The organism is Burkholderia sp. MSHR3999 (assembly GCF_000833595.1).
GTDB lineage: Bacteria > Pseudomonadota > Gammaproteobacteria > Burkholderiales > Burkholderiaceae > Burkholderia > Burkholderia ubonensis.
On the sequence record NZ_JRFO01000007.1, the window covers coordinates 1259077 to 1273688 of the forward strand.

The window sequence follows — 14612 nt, forward strand, 5'->3', positions numbered from 1 at the left end:
ACGGATTCAGCGCAGCGCCGACGCCGCAACGAGCGTCGTCAGCACGGCCGGCATCGCGATCGTCGCGAACAGCGTCTGGAATGCGGTGATGCCGGCCATCAGCGGCGCGTCGCCGCCGAGCTGGCGCGCCATCAGGTACGACGCCGACGACGTCGGCAGCGCCTGGAACAGCAGCGCCACCGTGAGGGCCGCGTCGCCGAGCCCGAGCACGCGCCCCGCGACGAGTGTGAGCAGCGGCATCGCGACGAACTTGAACGCCGACGCGACGCAGACCGGCTGCATCCACGCGCGCGCGGCGTCGAACGTCAATGCCGCGCCCACGCACAGCAGCCCGAGCGGCATCGACGCGGCGCCGAGTGCGCGCACGGCCGGCTCGATCGCGGGCGGGAACGTCGCGCCGCTTGCCTGCATTGCGATGCCGATTGCACAGGCAACCACCAGCGGATTCGACACGATCTGGCGCACGAGCGCGGCGATTCCCAGTCGCGCCGATCCGTAGCGCGCGAACACGAGCACACACATCAGGTTGACGGTCGGGACGATCGCGGCGACGCACACGGCGGCCAGCGCGATGCCCTGGGCGCCGAAGAGGCCCGCGGCCAGCGATGCGCCCACATAGTTGTTGAAGCGCACCGCTCCCTGGAATACCGACGTGAAGCCGGCGCCGTCCACCCGCACGAACGGGCGGATCAGCAGCAGCACCGCTGCCGCGGCCACCGTCGAGCCGACCAGCGCGAGCGCGAGCGGCATCACGGCGAGCGATTGCAGCCGGGCGCTCGCGAGTCCGTGCGCGAACAGCGCGGGCAACAGCACGTAATAGCAGAGGCGTTCGGCCGACGGCCAGAACGCGTCGCCCACGAAGCCGCTGCGCTTGAGCCCGTGGCCGAGCGCGACCAGCAGCGCGACCGGCGCGAGTGCGAGCAGGACGGCCCCGATCATCGAGGCGCTCGCGCGCGAATCACGCACATCGGCGCGGCGGTCGGGCGATGGGGCAATACGGGAATTCGTCCGGCGTGCGGCATGGCGACGAGCGTTCGAGCGAGTGGCGACGTCGCCAAGTTAACACGCGCAGGCAACAGGAATAATTGTTAATTATCGTGCGTCCAATGAGAAATTCTCATGGACGACGCGGTGACTTCCGCGGCCAGCGCGCGGGCGAAGCGCTCCGCCGGGCGCGACTGATGTTCGAGCAGCACGACGGCGCGCGCCATTTGCGGCTCGCCGAACGGCAACCGCGTCACCGCGGGCAGGCGCGCGAGCGTCGAATCGGAGAGCGCGACGATCGCGGCGCTCAGGCCTCGCGCGACCATGCGGACGATCGTCTCCGTGCTGTCCAGGACCATTTCCTCGCGCACTCGCACGCCGAGCCGGCGCAGCTCCGCGGCAATCATGCGGCCCGCCCACGCCTGCGCATCGAAGCGGATGAACGGCAGCGATTCGAGCAGCGCGCCCGCGTCCCGCTCCGTGCAGTGCGGCGGGGCGAGCAGCCAGAAGCGATCCTCGTAGAGCGGCGTCCAGGTCAGTTCGGCCGGGTGAGGTTTGACGGGGTGCGTGGTGATCGCCGCATCGAGCTCGCCGGCGGCGACGCGCTGCGCGAGTTCCGCCGACATCCCAGCGGAGACATGCACGCGCAGCGACGGATGCGCGTGACGCAGCGCGAGCAGCGCGTCGGGCAGCGGGCCGGCCAGCGCGGTCTGGATCGCGCCGATCCGCAGGCGGCCGACCAGCTTCTTTTCGTCGCTGAGCGCGTCGGGAATCCGGTCGACCATCGCGAGGATCTGCTCGGCTTGCGCGACCAGGATGCGGCCCGCCTCGGTCAGCGCGGGCTGTCTGCGCGAGCGGTCGAACAACTGGACGTTGAATTCGCTTTCGAGCGTCTTGATCTGCAGGCTCACGGCCGATTGCGTGAGCCCGATGGCTTCGCCGGCCCGGGCGAAGGTCCGATGGCGGGCGATCGCCACCAGCGTTCTGAATGCGCGTAAGGACATGGACATGCTGACGTGGGCAGCCGGATCGATCGACGCCGACGGACGCGCCAAACGGATCGGGCTGCGATCGATCCGCCTGCCGGCCGAACGCCCGACGGAAAAAGGGGCGGCAGCGTGCCGGCTCGGGCTCATCATGCCCGCGCGCCATCAATCGGGCAACCGACGCGCTGCCGCGGCCTCAAATTTATACCCGGATAATATTGACGGATGATTTATACCCGGGTATAAATTCGGCCTTCAACTTCACAATGGAAAGGAAGGGCAGCATGCAATCCGGTTCGTATACCGCTTTCGAAGGTTATCGGCGGCTCGCCACAGGTCCGCTTGCCACGGTCGCGCTCACGGTCAGACGGGCGATCGACGCGGGCTCCGCCGCCACGGTGCTGATCTTCGACGACACGACCGGCCGCTCGATCGACATCGATATGCGCGGCTCGGACGATGAAATCCGCGCGCGCTTCGAACCGTCGCGTGAAGACGCGTCCGCGCCCGCGGATGCGCAGGCCCGCGCGGACGAGCCGCGCGGCCGCGGCCGCCCGAAGCTCGGCGTGGTGGCGCGGGAGGTCACGCTGCTGCCGCGCCATTGGGACTGGCTGGGCGCGCAACCCGGCGGCGCGTCGGTCGCGTTGCGCAAGCTCGTCGACGAAGCGCGGCGCGCACGGGCGGCCGAAGACCGCAGCCGCGCGGCGAAGGATCGGGCCTATCACTTCATGTCGGCGATCGGGGGGGATCTGGCGGGCTTCGAGGAGGCGACCCGCGCGCTTTACGCGAACGATCACGCCCGGATGGGAGAACTGATCGCGGCGTGGCCCGACGACGTGCGCGATCACGCGCTCGCACTCGTGCTCGGCAAGATCCCGCCGGGCGCGGCCGACGATCATTCGCTGGAGTCCTGACGACATGACCACGTTCGACCTGAATAGCGGTGCGGTGGCGCCGGTCGCCGACGAAGTCGATCTTCATGACCTCCGCGTCACCGGGCGCATCCCGCGCGACCTCGACGGGACCTTGCTGCGCAACGGCCCGAATCCGCTGAGCGGCCGCTTCGCCGGCAACGACGTGCTGTCGTGGTGGCCGGAATCCGCGATGCTGCATGCACTTTCGTTCGAAGCCGGCCATGCGACCGGCTACTGCAACCGCTGGGCCCGCACGCGGCGCTGGGCGGACGTGTTCGCGCCGGAGCGGGCGGCGTCGCTGCCGGACACCAATCCGAGCGTGAACGTGCTGCGGCACGCGGGGGAACTGCTGGCGCTGGCCGAAGGCGGCATGCCGCTGGCGATCGACGGCGACCTCGACGCGTTCGACGTTCCAGCGCGGCATGCGGGGCTGGCGGGCGGCGTGACCGGGCATCCGAAAATCGATCCGCGCACCGGCGAGCTGATGTCGTTCCGCGCGCACTGGGAGGCGCCGTGGCTGCGTTACAGCGTCCATGACGCGCAGGGCAGGCAGACCGTCGACGTCGAAATCGACGTGCCGGCGCCGTCGATGATGCACGACATGGCGATCACCGCGACCCACAGCATCCTGCTCGACCTCAACGTCGGCTACGACTTCTCGATGCTGTCGCGCGGGCACCGGATGCCGCTGCGCTGGCACGACGAGCGCTGCGCGCGTCTCGGCGTGATCCCGCGTCACGGCGGCGTGGTGCGCTGGTTCGGCATCGCGCCGTGCTTCATCCAGCACGTCGTGAACGCGTATGACAGGGACGATGCGACGATCGTGCTCGATGCGGTGCGATACCCGTGGTTCCTGCGGGTCGGCCGGCACTCCGGCGCGTTCGAGGACAACCCGGTGGGCGTGCTGTGGCGCTACGTGATCGACCTCGACAAAGGAACGGTCGCCGAGACGCAGATCGGGGAAGCGGGCATCGAAATGCCGCGCATCAACGAAGACCGGACGGGCGACGCATACCGATTCTTCTATGCGGCCGAACAGCCGACCAATGCCGAACTTCGCGGCATCGTCCGCTACGACCTCGAGCAAGGCGTGCTCACACGTTTCGACGTGCCCGAAGGCGACCAGAACAGCGAGCCGGTGTTCGTGTCCCGTGCCGGATCGTCCGCCGAAGACGACGGCTGGGTGCTCGCATGGGTGTACCGTCGCGCGACCGATACCAGCGACCTCGTCATACTCGACGCGCGCTGCATCGAGCGCGGGCCGGTGGCGACCGTCCATCTGCCGAGGCGCGTGCCGGCGGGGTTTCACGGCGCGTGGGTGCCGCGCAAGCGCTGACCCGCGGACGTGCCGCGCAGGTCACGCCCGTCAGACCCACAGCCGATACAGCCAGAACGATTCGTCGTCGGCGAAGCGCTGCGCGAACTCGCGCGGAGAGAACCCGGTGATGCGCTTGGACGCGCGGCTCAAATGCGCCTGATCGGCGAATCCTTCGTCTAGCGCGAGCGTTGCCCAATCGTAGGGCCGACCCGCTTCGTACCGCTCCCGCGCCGCGAAGAACAGGCCTTCGGTCCTGACGAGCGCCTGCCACTCGCGCAGCGATCGTCCGCTGCAGGACTTGATGCGGCGCTCGACCTGACGCGGACTTTGCGTGCGCCGCCATTCGCGCGCCTGCCGCGCAAGGCGTCCGACCCAGTGCCGGCCTGCGTCGCGCAGCGACGACAGGCCTGAGCGTTCGCCCTGAAGCGCGCGCCAGCGCGGCGCGAGATGCCGCTCCAGCGCGGCCAGCGTGGCCGCATCGTCATCGGCGCCGGACAGTGCATCGCAGAGCGGCCGCCAGTCGCTGCCGAGCAGTTCGCGCGCATCGAGAAAGCGGTCGTGGATCGCGGGCAGCGCGATGCCGAACAGCGCTTGCGCGGCATCGGCGGTGAAACACGCGATGCCGCCGCGTCCGGTCGTCGGCGCCCAGCTCGTCAGCGGCCGCGACTGGCTGCCGGAAAGCATCACGGTGGCGCCGAACGGCTGCCAGCGCGGGCCGTCCGCCGTGCGTTCGACGAGCCCCACGCCGAGATCCCGAAACCAGGACAGGCACACGAACGGCGAAGCCGCGAAGTGGGTCAGGATTTGCGCGTCGCTCAGCGCGAAGCCGCGCGTGTCGCGGCAGATGATCGCGACGACCGCGCCGTGCAACGCCGGTGGCGCGGGATACAGCCGGCCGTGAGGCGGCCGGCCGCCGTTCAGCGCGCGGGGCGCGCGCGCGAACGGATCGGGGCACGGCGGCAAGGCCGGCAGCGGGTTGGAGGACATGACCGGGCAGTATAGGGAGGCGCGACACGCGTGTCGATGTCGTTTGCGTTCAAGACCGGCGCTCCGGGCGCGCGGACAATGCGCCGCATGAACACGCCATCACCTGACCAATGCCCGTTCCACGCGGACGCGCCGTCGCCCGCGCCCGTCCTTCATCCGCCCGGCGTGTGGCCGCCGGGGCCGCGCGCCGGCCTGACGGGGTGGGGGCTGCTGCGCGCGATGTCGCGCGACCTGATCGGCACGCTGGCCGGATGGCGGCAGACGTACGGCGACGTCGTGCATCTGCGCATGTGGCCCGAGCATGCGGTCGTGGTCACCGACCCGCAGCTCGTGCGCGACCTGCTCGTCACGCATCACGACGCGCTGGTGCGGTGGGAGCGCGGCATTCGGGTATTCGGCGAGGTCCACGGACACAGCGTGCTGATCGTCGAGGGCGGCGCATGGCGCGACAAGCGGCACGCGTTGCAGCCGGGCTTCATGCCGAAGGCGGTTCAGGGCTTCGTCCCGACGATCGCGGCGGCGGCCGGCCATGCGCTTGCGCAGTGGCCCGCGCACGATCCGCGCTGGCCGATCGAAAGCGCGCTGACGTCGCTGGCGATGGACGTGATCGTGCGAACGATGTTCTCCGACGTCATCGGCGACGACGCGCGTGACGCCGAGGCGGCCGTGCGTACGGTGAGCGCGGCGGCCAATGCCGAGTTCTACCAGCCGTGGAGCGCGCCGGACTGGATGCCGTGGAAGCGGCGCAAGGCACGGGCGTCGGCGGTGCTGAACGGCTTGATCGATCGCCAGTTGCACGCGCGTCTCGACGTGCCGGACAGCGCGTGGCCCGACGACCTGCTGTCGCGGCTGTTGCGACTGCACCGGGCAAACGCGCGCATCTGGCCGTTGCGGGCGGTGCACGACGAATGCATGACGGCGTTCCTGGCCGGACACGAAACGACGGCGGCGACGCTGACGTGGTGGGCCTGGTGCATGGCATCGAATCCGGCGGCCCAGGCCGCCGCGCGGGAAGAAGTGGAGCGCGTGCTGGGCGGCCGCGCGCCGACGGCGCAGACGCGGCCGTTGCTGCGCTATCTGACGCAGACGCTCGAAGAGACGCTGCGCCTGTATCCGGCGGCGCCGATCCTGATCAGCCGTCGCGCGTTGCGGCCGATCGCGTTGGGCGGATGGCAGTTGCCCGCGCGCACGCTGTTCATGTTGCCGCTGCAGCTCATGCATGACGATCCGAGATGGTTCTCCGAGCCGCACGCATTCCGGCCGGAGCGCTTCGACGAGGCTGGGCCGGCCGTGCCGCGCGGCGCGTACATGCCTTTCGGCACGGGGCCGCGGGTCTGTCTCGGACAGCATCTGGCGACGACGGAGATGACCGTCATTGCCGCGATGCTGCTGCAGCGCTTCGAGCTGTCGGTCCCGGCGGGGATGGCCGCGCCACGGCCGGTGCTGAACGTGACGCTGCGGCCGGACCGGCCGCTGCAGCTTGGGATCGCGGCGATCTCGCCCGATCCTGTGAAGGTCCCCGCCGATCGCTCCGTCACGGCGAGTCCTGCTTCCCCAACGCCTGAATAAACCGCGAAAACAGCTCCGGCTGCGAAGAAATCCCGAGTTTCGCGTACAGATGCCGTCGATGCACCTTCACGGTTTCCGGCGAAATCGCGAGCCGTTCGGCGATCGCCTTCGACGAATTGCCGCGCAGCACCATCCGCGCGATCGCCATTTCGCGCTCGGTCAGGCGATCCGCGCCGAAGCGCGCGAGCGCCTGCTCGACGCGCGCGCCGAGATCGCCGTCGGGCGTCGCGCGCGCGGCGTCGCCGACCAGCTTCCAGTGCTGGCGGATCGTCGCGAGCACCCACGGCATCGCGGCCGTCAGCTTGCCGAGCGGCTCGACGTCGAAGCGGCTTGCCGCACCAAGCGACAACGACAGCAGCAGGTCCGGCTGCGGCCTGAGCAGAATCTGGATCTCGTCCTCCCCGACCGCATCGCGGAAATAACTCAGGAAATACTCGCTCTGCCGGAACAGGTCGGGCGCCACTTCCTCGAGCCGATAACACCCGTCGCCAAGCCCGTCGTGCGCGGCCTGCAGAAACGGATCGAGCAGATATAACCCGTTGAGGTAAAGCGGCACCGGCGACGGCTTGTCGGTCCCGCCGGTGTCGTATTCGTCGAGCACGACCGGCACGCCGTCGCGGCCGATCGCGGTCGCGAGCGCGTTGTCGAACGGCGCCATCTCGTTGAGCAGCAGCACCAGGAAACGCCAGAAGCGCGGCTGGCCGAGATGGTCGATCGCGCGGCCGAGCGCCTGGTGCATCGCGATTTCCGAAAAGAGACGATCCATACCACCACCGGAAGGGCGTAACACGAAGGGGGAATAGCAGTCCTGAAATTGGCTTCCTAGACTGCCACGCATCTGGTGGCCCCGAGTATGGGCGTTCAAAAAAGCGCAGCACAGGAGAGCAAGATGGCGATGATGTCGGAATCGACGGGCACGCTGCAAGCATCGCCCGCAACCAGCGAAGCGCCGCGCGCGCTCGCGCAGACGCTCAGCGTGCGCGACGCGGTGATGATCACCGTGTCGGGCGTGACGCCTGCGAGCTCGATCTTCGTGATCGCGCCGTTCGCGATCCAGCAGGCGGGCAGCGGCGCGGTGCTGTCGTTCCTGCTCGGCGGCGTGCTCGCGTTCACCTTCGCGCTCTGCTATGCAGAACTGAGCGCCGCGCATCGCAGCGCAGGCGGCGAATACGTGATGGCCAAGCGCGTGTTCGGCACGCTGCCCGGCTACCTGACCTTCATCGCGGTGCTGTCCGTCAGCGTGTTCATTCCGGCCGTGCTCGCGAGCGGCGCCGCGCCGTACCTGAACGACGCGCTCGGCACGCACTTCGGCAACCAGTCGGTCGCACTGACGATCGTGCTGCTCGGCTACGTGCTCGGCATGCTCAACATCAAGACCAACGCGTGGATCACAGGCGCGTTCCTGGTCGTCGAAATCGGCGTGCTGATGCTGATCGCGGGGCTCGGCTTCGGCGCACCGCATCGCGGCGCCGACGCGCTGATCCATCCGGTCGTCGCGAGCGGCGGCGCATTGCTGCCCGCCACGGCGGCCGCGATCGTGCCGGCGATCGGCACCGCGATCTTCTGCTACAACGGCTTCGGCTCGGCGGTGTTCCTTGCCGAAGACCTGCGCGGCGGCAACCGCAACGTCGCGAAGGCGGTCCTCTATTCGCTGATCGTGATCCTCGTCGTCGAGCTGGTGCCGCTGGCCGCGATCGTGCTGGGCGCGCCGTCGCTCGCCGAACTGTCGAAGAGCGCCGATCCGATCGGCTATGTCGTGAGCGCGCTCAGCAATCCGGCCGTGTCGCGCGTCGTCAGCGGCGGCATCTTCCTGTCGGTGTTCAACGCGATCATCGCGATCGTGATCACGATGGGGCGCCTGCTGTACAGCAGCGGGCGTCACGCGCTCTGGTCGCGCAGCTGCAACCGCGCGTTTTCGGCGATCCATCCGCGCCTCGAATCGCCGTGGCTCGCGACGCTCGCGCTCGCGGTGCCGTCGGCGGGCCTCGTGTTCGTGTCGAGCCTCGACGAGCTGACCGCGTTCACGGTCGACCTGCTGCTGCTCGTCTATCTCGTCGTCGGCCTCGCCGCGCTCGCGAGCCGCTTCGTGCGCCGCGACGTCGAGCATCATTACCGGATGCCGTTCTGGCCGGTGACGCCGCTCGTCGCGGTGGCGGGCGCCGCGTATACGCTCTATACGACACTGGCGACGTCGGCAAAGCCGACCGACCTCTATATCATCGCGGGGCTGTTCTTCGTCGCGCTCGCGATGTATGCGATGTGGGCGCGCCACAGCGACGCGTTCCGCGCACTCTGACCGACGATCGAACCCAATATGGGAGGAAGGGCAACATGCGCACGAGGGATCTCGGCATCCGCATCGGACTCGGCACGCCGGGCCGCTTCAACGCAATTACCGACGTCGCCGGCGTCCGGGTCGGGCACTGCACGCTGAACGCCGACGCCGGCGACGCGTCGGTCCGCACCGGCGTCACGATCATCGAGCCGCGCGCCGGCGCCGCGCACGACGCGCCGTGCTTTGCGGGCGTGCACGTGCTGAACGGCAACGGCGATGCGACGGGCCTCGAATGGATTCGCGAAGCCGGCATGCTGACGACGCCGATCGCCATCACCAACACGCACAGCGTCGGCGTGGTGCGCGACGCGCTCGTCGCGCACGAACGCACCGCCGCGCGCGAGCGCGTGTACTGGTGCATGCCGGTCGTGATGGAGACCTACGACGGCCTGCTCAACGACATCTGGGGGCAGCACGTGACGGCGGCGCACGTGCGGCAGGCGCTCGCGGCCGCGCGCTCGGGGCCGGTCGCGGAAGGCGGCGTCGGCGGCGGCACGGGGATGATCTGCCACGAGTTCAAGGGCGGCATCGGCACCGCGTCGCGGGTGCTCGACGCGGCCGCGGGCGGCTGGACCGTCGGCGCGCTGGTGCAGGCGAACTACGGCTGCCGCGAGATGCTGCGTGTGGCCGGCTATCCGGTCGGCGAGGTGCTGCGGCACGTGCATTCGCCGTTCCGCGCGCCGGCCGCGCGCGGCGAGGCGGGGATGGGGTCGATCGTCGTCACGCTCGCGACCGACGCACCGTTGCTGCCGCACCAGTGCACGCGTGTCGCGCAGCGCGCGAGCGTCGGGCTCGCGCGCGCCGGCGGCGGCACCGAGGATTCGAGCGGCGACATCTTTCTCGCATTCGCGACCGGCAATCACGGACTGCCGGCCGCGAACTACGGACGCAAGGGCATGCCGACGACCGCTGTGCGGATGGTCAACAACGATCATATTTCGGCGCTGTTCGTCGCGGCGGCGGAGGCGGTCGAGGAAGCGATCGTGAATGCGCTGGTCGCGGGCGGTGACGTCGAAGCGAGAGGCGCGCGCGTCGAAGGGCTGGGCGGGGCGCGCTTGCTGGATGCGTTGCGCGAGGTCGGCTGGCGGCCGCGGCGGGAGACGTAAGTAAACGCGATGCGCGCCGGTTCAGGCGAAGCGGCGCGGACAGGTGATGCGGGTGATGCAGATGAGGCGAAGCGGCGATCCGGCGTTCGGGCGCATGCCCGCGCGCCGGCCAAGGGCGCTGCGGGCACGGCCGTCGCGACGCGGCGTCATGTTCAGCTGCCGAAGTAGACGTTGCAGAAGCTGACCGGGCCGACGCAGGCGTTCGGATCTTCCTTCTTCGATTTCGCCTGGTCGGCGCGGCCGGCAGCCTGCACGGCTTCGGCGCGGTTCGCCTGTTGCCGGGCCTGTTCGACCGGCGCCGGCTGGGCGTGCGCGACGGCGGCGGTGAGCGTCAGGGCAACGAGGGCGAGGTGCAGCGACTTCATTTCGATTTCTCCTGGGGGTTGCCAGCGTGGCTGGCGTGATCGAACTATAGGCGCGCACTGCCTGAAGATTAATCACCCGGCCAGGAGAGCTTATTTGCATTCCGAACAAGGATGGCGTGTCGCGCGCGATCAACGGCGATGCCGGTTGAACGGCGCATCCTTGTCGAGCAGCGCGCTGCGCACGAAGTGCAGGCAGCCGACAATGCGCTGCATTCGGCGCCGCTCGTCGGGCACCGCATGCCACGCGACCAGCGCGTGCTGCGCCGCGCGGATCGCGAGGTTCACCGATTTCAGCGTGCGCGCGTGACGGGGCGGCGTCGGGTCGTCGAAGAACGGCGGCAGCATGTCGAGCACCGCGTCGATCGACGCGGTCCAGCGCAGCGCCTGCGGCGGCTTCGTCGCGGAGAACGCCTGCACTTCGTCGCGCAGGTCGATCACCGCGTGGCCGACTTCGAGCGTCGCGAGCATCCAGCGCAGCGCGTCGCGATGCTGGCGCGTGCGCCTGACGAGCAGCGTGCGCAGCTGCGCCATCAGGTCGTGCGTGCTCGACTGGAAGCGCTGCGCGAGGCCGGCGCCCGCGCCTTCGCAGGCGAGCGTCACCTGGCGGCGCAGGTCGTGCGCGATGCGGCCCGTCAGCCACGGCATGTGCGTGGGGAACACGACCGCGAACACGATCGAGCACGCGAGCATCGCGACGACGAGCGCAAAGCCGTTGTTGATCAGCACCTCGGGCGTGTACGCGATCACGTTGTCGGGGCCCGCGAGCAGGCAGAAGAACACCGCGAAGCCGATCCCGTAGCCGGACAGGCCCGGCCGCATCGCGAGGAACGCGCCGAAGCCGAGCACCGGCGCAAGCGCCGCGCACAGCAGCGGAAAGCCGTCGATGTTCGGATACACGTAGCACAGGAACAGGTAGCCGACGAGCGTCGCGAGCGCCGCGCCCGCGCCCATCTGCGCGACGAACTTCGGCGCGCGCGGCGACGTCGAGCTGAGCGCGCACGCGATCGCGGCGCCGATGACCGCCAGTGCGCCGCTCGGCCATTCCGACGCGATCCAGAAACAGCTCGTCGCGCCGACCGCGACCACCGTGCGCAGGAACGTGAAGCCGACGAAGAACGTGTTGGTCTTCACTGCATAGTGGGTGACCGAGCGCTCGAACGCGTGATCGTCGTCGTCGAGCGACGCATAGGTGTCCGCGTAGCCGAGGAATTCGCCGACGAAGCGATACACCAGCTCGACGGCGGTATCGAAGTCGAGCAGGCCGCCCGCCGCGTGATCCTCGAGGTCGCGGCGCGACGCGCGCGCGGCCTTGGGCAGCGCGGTGTGGAAGCGGCGCAGTTCGAGCAACGCGCCGGTCGCGCGCGCCGGCCCGCGTTTCAGCTCGCCGTCGAGCGCGGCGAGCCGCCGCGCGAGCGTGTCGAGGTGCGGCGCCAGCGCCGCGAGCACCGCGTCCGCACGGCTCTCGCGCAGGCGCTTGAGCAGCTGGTGCAGCGCATGGAGCCGCGTGCATGCATTCATGAACTCGCTGTTGAGCCGCGCGAGCCGGCGGCTGCGTGCGCGGATGTGCGGGTCCTCGAACGACGCGAACGCGCGGTTCGCCTCGAAGCCGACGATCTCGTCGACGAAATCGGCGAACCGGCGCTCGAACCCGCCGCGCTCGATGTCGCCCGCGAGTGCGCCGGACGCGAACGCGACGAACTTCGCGTGACGCGCGTTCAGCGAGCGCATCAGCGCCTTCGCCGAGCTGAGCGGCAGGATCAGCGCGCTGACGACGCCGGAGCAGACGATGCCGAGCGCGACTTCCGCGGCGCGCGTCAGCGCGGATTGAAACAGCGTCTGCGGTGTCATCACCGAGGGCAGCCCGATCAGCGCGGCCGTGTAGCCGGCGAGCACGAATCCGTACCAGCGGAAGTGGCGGTTGCGCACCGCGAGCGCGATGCAGCCGCCGACCCACAGCGTGATGCCGGCCATGTACAGCTCGGGCTGCTGCGCGAACAGCCCGCCGAGCGCCAGCGCGGCGACGAGGCCGGCCGCCGTGCCGAGCACCCGGTAGAAGCTCTTCGCGAACACCATTCCGGACAGCGGCTGCATCAGCACGAACACGGTCGTCATCGCGGTGCGCGGCTGCGACATCTCGAGCTGCATCGCGATGCCCATCGCGAGCAGCGCCGCGCATACGGTCTTGGCGAGATGCAGCCAGATCAGCCCGTCGCTCGCGGCCCAGTCGCGCGCGGCCTTGCCGAGCGGATCGAGCCAGCGTCCCGCTCGTTGGTATCCGGCGGCAGGGGGCTCGATCGCAGGTTGTGGCTTCATGGCAAGAGAGGGCGCGCGCCGGCCGGGCGGCATGCCGCGGCTCGGCCGAACGCACCCGGTCGACTGGGGAGGCGCCGATTGTAGGAGCGCGGCGCGCGCGCATTAACGCAGCGCCGGGGAAACGATAGTTGCACCGGGCGTAACAATGCATCGCATTCCGTGGAGGAAAATAGCGGCTCCGACACAGGTGGCTCACAGGAATGGATACGCTTCAAAACATGCGGGTGTTTACGCGCGTCGTCGAGACGGGCAGCTTCACCGCCGCCGCGCAATCGCTGAATTCGACGACGGGCGCGATGTCGCGCGCGGTGTCGGAACTCGAGGCGCGGCTGCGCACCCGCCTGATGAACCGCTCGACGCGCCGCCTCGCGCTGACGTCCGCCGGCGAAAGCTATCTGCGGCGCTGCCGGCAGATCCTCGCCGACGTCGATCGCGCGGAAGAGGAGGCGAGCTGCGCGCACGAGCGGCCGGCCGGCGTGCTGCGCATGCACAGCTTCGCAAGCGTCGGCCATCACTACGTGATGCCTGCGCTGACGCGCTATCACGCGCAGTATCCGGACGTATCGATCGAGCTGTCGCTGTCGCAGCGGATGCCCGACCTGTTCGACGGCACCAGCGACATGGCGGTCGTGACCGCATCGTCGCTGCCCGATTCGGAGCTCGTGTCGCATCTGCTCGGCTCGACGTTCAGCATCCTGTGCGCGTCGCCGGACTACGTGCGCCAGCATGGCGCGCCGACGCGTCCGCAGGATCTCGGCGCGCATCAGTGCCTGACGCTGTGCACGCCCGCGTTTCCGACGCACGAATGGCTGCTCGAAGGGCCGGGCGGCGTCGAACAGATCCACGTGACGGGGCCGGTGCAGACCAATACGGCCGAATCGCTCGCGCTCGCGATTCGCGACGGCATCGGCATCGGCATGCTGCCGGTGTATTCGTCGATCGACGCGCTGCGCGACGGCACGCTCGTGCGCGTGCTGCCTGACCATATCCTGCAGAAGATGAACGTCTACGCGCTGTATCCGTCGCGCCGGTTCGTCGACGCGAAAGTGCGGACCTGGGTCGAGCTGCTGCGTGCCCAGGTGCCGGACATGATCGCGCACGACGTCGAGATGCTGGCGGCGCTCGGCCGGGAGCAGCAGGCCGCTTGACCGGCGGCGTAGCGCTGCATGCGCGCGCAACCGGCGCGCGCTTTCGCGATTTCCGTCGCTATCGTTCAGTTTCGTTCAGTTCAAGCGTTCCGCCCCGCATGCGCACTGCGGCGCATGCGGGGCGGCGTGCGTGATGCTTACAGCGCCGGCTTCGCGACCGCGCCCGATTCCGCACCCGCCGCGCCGGCCGGGCCGTATGCGGCTGCGCCGGCCTTGCGTTCGGCGAGGCGCTTGGCCGCAAGACGCTCCTGCGCGGCCATGATGTCGTCCGGATAGTTGCCGGCGTCGCCGACCGACGGGTTGTAGCCGACGGATTCGAGGTCGTACAGTTCCTGCAGCACTTGCGCGCGCGTGACGGGCGACTTCGCCGACTGGGCGAACGACAGGGCGGGCGCGGCGAGCAGGACGGCTGCGGCGGCTGCGGCGGCTGCGGTGACGACGAGCGATTTCACGATTTCCTCCTGGATATGCGATCGATGCGGTCCGGCAATTAGCGAGTGATCCGAACCGTTGACTGAAGTCTACGCAGCGCGGGCGTGCGCAAAAACCCCGATTCCAGGCAGTCTGCCTTCCAGAACGAGCAACAT

The 14612-nt window shown here is 69.5% G+C and carries 14 protein-coding genes; 7 read left to right on the forward strand and 7 right to left on the reverse strand.

Features of this window, described 5'->3' with window-relative positions; genetic code table 11:
• Positions 1-6: 6 nt before the first annotated feature.
• Both KY49_RS29110 and KY49_RS29115 read right to left on the reverse strand, forming a co-directional pair.
• Positions 7-939, reverse strand: coding sequence for an AEC family transporter (locus tag KY49_RS29110; protein WP_042587820.1), 933 nt, complete (start codon positions 937-939; stop codon positions 7-9).
• A 149-nt stretch (positions 940-1088) separates the two neighbouring features.
• A complete protein-coding gene (locus KY49_RS29115) occupies positions 1089-1988 on the reverse strand; it encodes a LysR substrate-binding domain-containing protein (RefSeq protein ID WP_042588819.1) in 900 nt (299 codons plus the stop codon).
• A gap of 4 nt (positions 1989-1992) precedes the next feature.
• Here KY49_RS29115 and KY49_RS37815 point away from each other — a divergent pair, with 4 nt between their 5' ends.
• From KY49_RS37815 to KY49_RS29125, 3 genes are read left to right on the forward strand one after another with little or no spacing between them, the layout of a single operon-like run.
• The gene (locus KY49_RS37815) at positions 1993-2199 is read left to right on the forward strand and encodes a hypothetical protein (RefSeq protein WP_143134578.1); all 207 of its coding nucleotides are present in this window, start codon (positions 1993-1995) and stop codon (positions 2197-2199) included.
• A 55-nt stretch (positions 2200-2254) separates the two neighbouring features.
• A complete protein-coding gene (locus tag KY49_RS29120; RefSeq protein ID WP_042588820.1) occupies positions 2255-2884 on the forward strand; it encodes a DUF2239 family protein in 630 nt (209 codons plus the stop codon).
• Positions 2885-2888: 4 nt separating this feature from the next.
• The gene (locus KY49_RS29125) at positions 2889-4220 is read left to right on the forward strand and encodes a carotenoid oxygenase family protein (RefSeq protein ID WP_042587821.1); all 1332 of its coding nucleotides are present in this window, start codon (positions 2889-2891) and stop codon (positions 4218-4220) included.
• Positions 4221-4250: 30 nt separating this feature from the next.
• Here the strand turns inward: KY49_RS29125 and KY49_RS29130 are convergent, their stop codons facing one another.
• Positions 4251-5189: a helix-turn-helix domain-containing protein gene (locus tag KY49_RS29130; RefSeq protein ID WP_042587822.1), complete on the reverse strand. Its 939-nt coding sequence runs from the start codon at positions 5187-5189 to the stop codon at positions 4251-4253.
• Positions 5190-5276: 87 nt separating this feature from the next.
• Between KY49_RS29130 and KY49_RS29135 the strand changes: the two genes are divergently transcribed.
• Positions 5277-6758 (forward strand): cytochrome P450, encoded by a 1482-nt coding sequence (locus tag KY49_RS29135; protein WP_082062504.1) that lies wholly within the window; start codon positions 5277-5279, stop codon positions 6756-6758.
• Here KY49_RS29135 and KY49_RS29140 read toward each other — a convergent pair.
• Positions 6724-7524, reverse strand: coding sequence for a helix-turn-helix transcriptional regulator (locus tag KY49_RS29140; protein ID WP_042587823.1), 801 nt, complete (start codon positions 7522-7524; stop codon positions 6724-6726). The genes KY49_RS29135 and KY49_RS29140 overlap by 35 nt on opposite strands.
• Positions 7525-7647: 123 nt before the next feature.
• Between KY49_RS29140 and KY49_RS29145 the strand changes: the two genes are divergently transcribed.
• Positions 7648-9054: an APC family permease gene (locus tag KY49_RS29145; RefSeq protein ID WP_042587824.1), complete on the forward strand. Its 1407-nt coding sequence runs from the start codon at positions 7648-7650 to the stop codon at positions 9052-9054.
• A gap of 35 nt (positions 9055-9089) precedes the next feature.
• Positions 9090-10199 carry a DmpA family aminopeptidase gene (locus KY49_RS29150; protein ID WP_042587825.1) on the forward strand — a complete coding sequence of 370 codons (1110 nt, stop codon included), beginning with the start codon at positions 9090-9092 and terminating at the stop codon, positions 10197-10199.
• 152 nt (positions 10200-10351) lie between these two features.
• On the opposite strand, the gene KY49_RS29155 is transcribed toward KY49_RS29150, so the two are convergent.
• Positions 10352-10564 carry a hypothetical protein gene (locus tag KY49_RS29155; protein ID WP_042587826.1) on the reverse strand — a complete coding sequence of 71 codons (213 nt, stop codon included), beginning with the start codon at positions 10562-10564 and terminating at the stop codon, positions 10352-10354.
• Between the two features lie 129 nt (positions 10565-10693).
• On the reverse strand, positions 10694-12877 hold the full coding sequence (locus KY49_RS29160) for an FUSC family protein (protein ID WP_042587827.1): 2184 nt from the start codon (positions 12875-12877) through the stop codon (positions 10694-10696).
• Between the two features lie 200 nt (positions 12878-13077).
• Here KY49_RS29160 and KY49_RS29165 point away from each other — a divergent pair, with 200 nt between their 5' ends.
• Positions 13078-14025 carry a LysR family transcriptional regulator gene (locus KY49_RS29165; protein WP_042587828.1) on the forward strand — a complete coding sequence of 316 codons (948 nt, stop codon included), beginning with the start codon at positions 13078-13080 and terminating at the stop codon, positions 14023-14025.
• Between the two features lie 137 nt (positions 14026-14162).
• Here the strand turns inward: KY49_RS29165 and KY49_RS29170 are convergent, their stop codons facing one another.
• On the reverse strand, positions 14163-14477 hold the full coding sequence (locus KY49_RS29170) for a DUF4148 domain-containing protein (protein WP_042587829.1): 315 nt from the start codon (positions 14475-14477) through the stop codon (positions 14163-14165).
• Positions 14478-14612 lie beyond the last annotated feature (135 nt).

Coding starts and splice junctions, on each gene's coding strand:
- KY49_RS29115 (WP_042588819.1), bottom strand. CDS start 1,988: ATGTCCTTACGCGCATTCAGAACGCTGGTGGCGATCGCCCGCCATCGG.
- KY49_RS29165 (WP_042587828.1), top strand. CDS start 13,078: ATGGATACGCTTCAAAACATGCGGGTGTTTACGCGCGTCGTCGAGACG.
- KY49_RS29130 (WP_042587822.1), bottom strand. CDS start 5,189: ATGTCCTCCAACCCGCTGCCGGCCTTGCCGCCGTGCCCCGATCCGTTC.
- KY49_RS29120 (WP_042588820.1), top strand. CDS start 2,255: ATGCAATCCGGTTCGTATACCGCTTTCGAAGGTTATCGGCGGCTCGCC.
- KY49_RS29160 (WP_042587827.1), bottom strand. CDS start 12,877: ATGAAGCCACAACCTGCGATCGAGCCCCCTGCCGCCGGATACCAACGA.
- KY49_RS29135 (WP_082062504.1), top strand. CDS start 5,277: ATGAACACGCCATCACCTGACCAATGCCCGTTCCACGCGGACGCGCCG.
- KY49_RS29150 (WP_042587825.1), top strand. CDS start 9,090: ATGCGCACGAGGGATCTCGGCATCCGCATCGGACTCGGCACGCCGGGC.
- KY49_RS37815 (WP_143134578.1), top strand. CDS start 1,993: ATGCTGACGTGGGCAGCCGGATCGATCGACGCCGACGGACGCGCCAAA.
- KY49_RS29155 (WP_042587826.1), bottom strand. CDS start 10,564: ATGAAGTCGCTGCACCTCGCCCTCGTTGCCCTGACGCTCACCGCCGCC.
- KY49_RS29125 (WP_042587821.1), top strand. CDS start 2,889: ATGACCACGTTCGACCTGAATAGCGGTGCGGTGGCGCCGGTCGCCGAC.
- KY49_RS29145 (WP_042587824.1), top strand. CDS start 7,648: ATGGCGATGATGTCGGAATCGACGGGCACGCTGCAAGCATCGCCCGCA.
- KY49_RS29140 (WP_042587823.1), bottom strand. CDS start 7,524: ATGGATCGTCTCTTTTCGGAAATCGCGATGCACCAGGCGCTCGGCCGC.
- KY49_RS29110 (WP_042587820.1), bottom strand. CDS start 939: ATGATCGGGGCCGTCCTGCTCGCACTCGCGCCGGTCGCGCTGCTGGTC.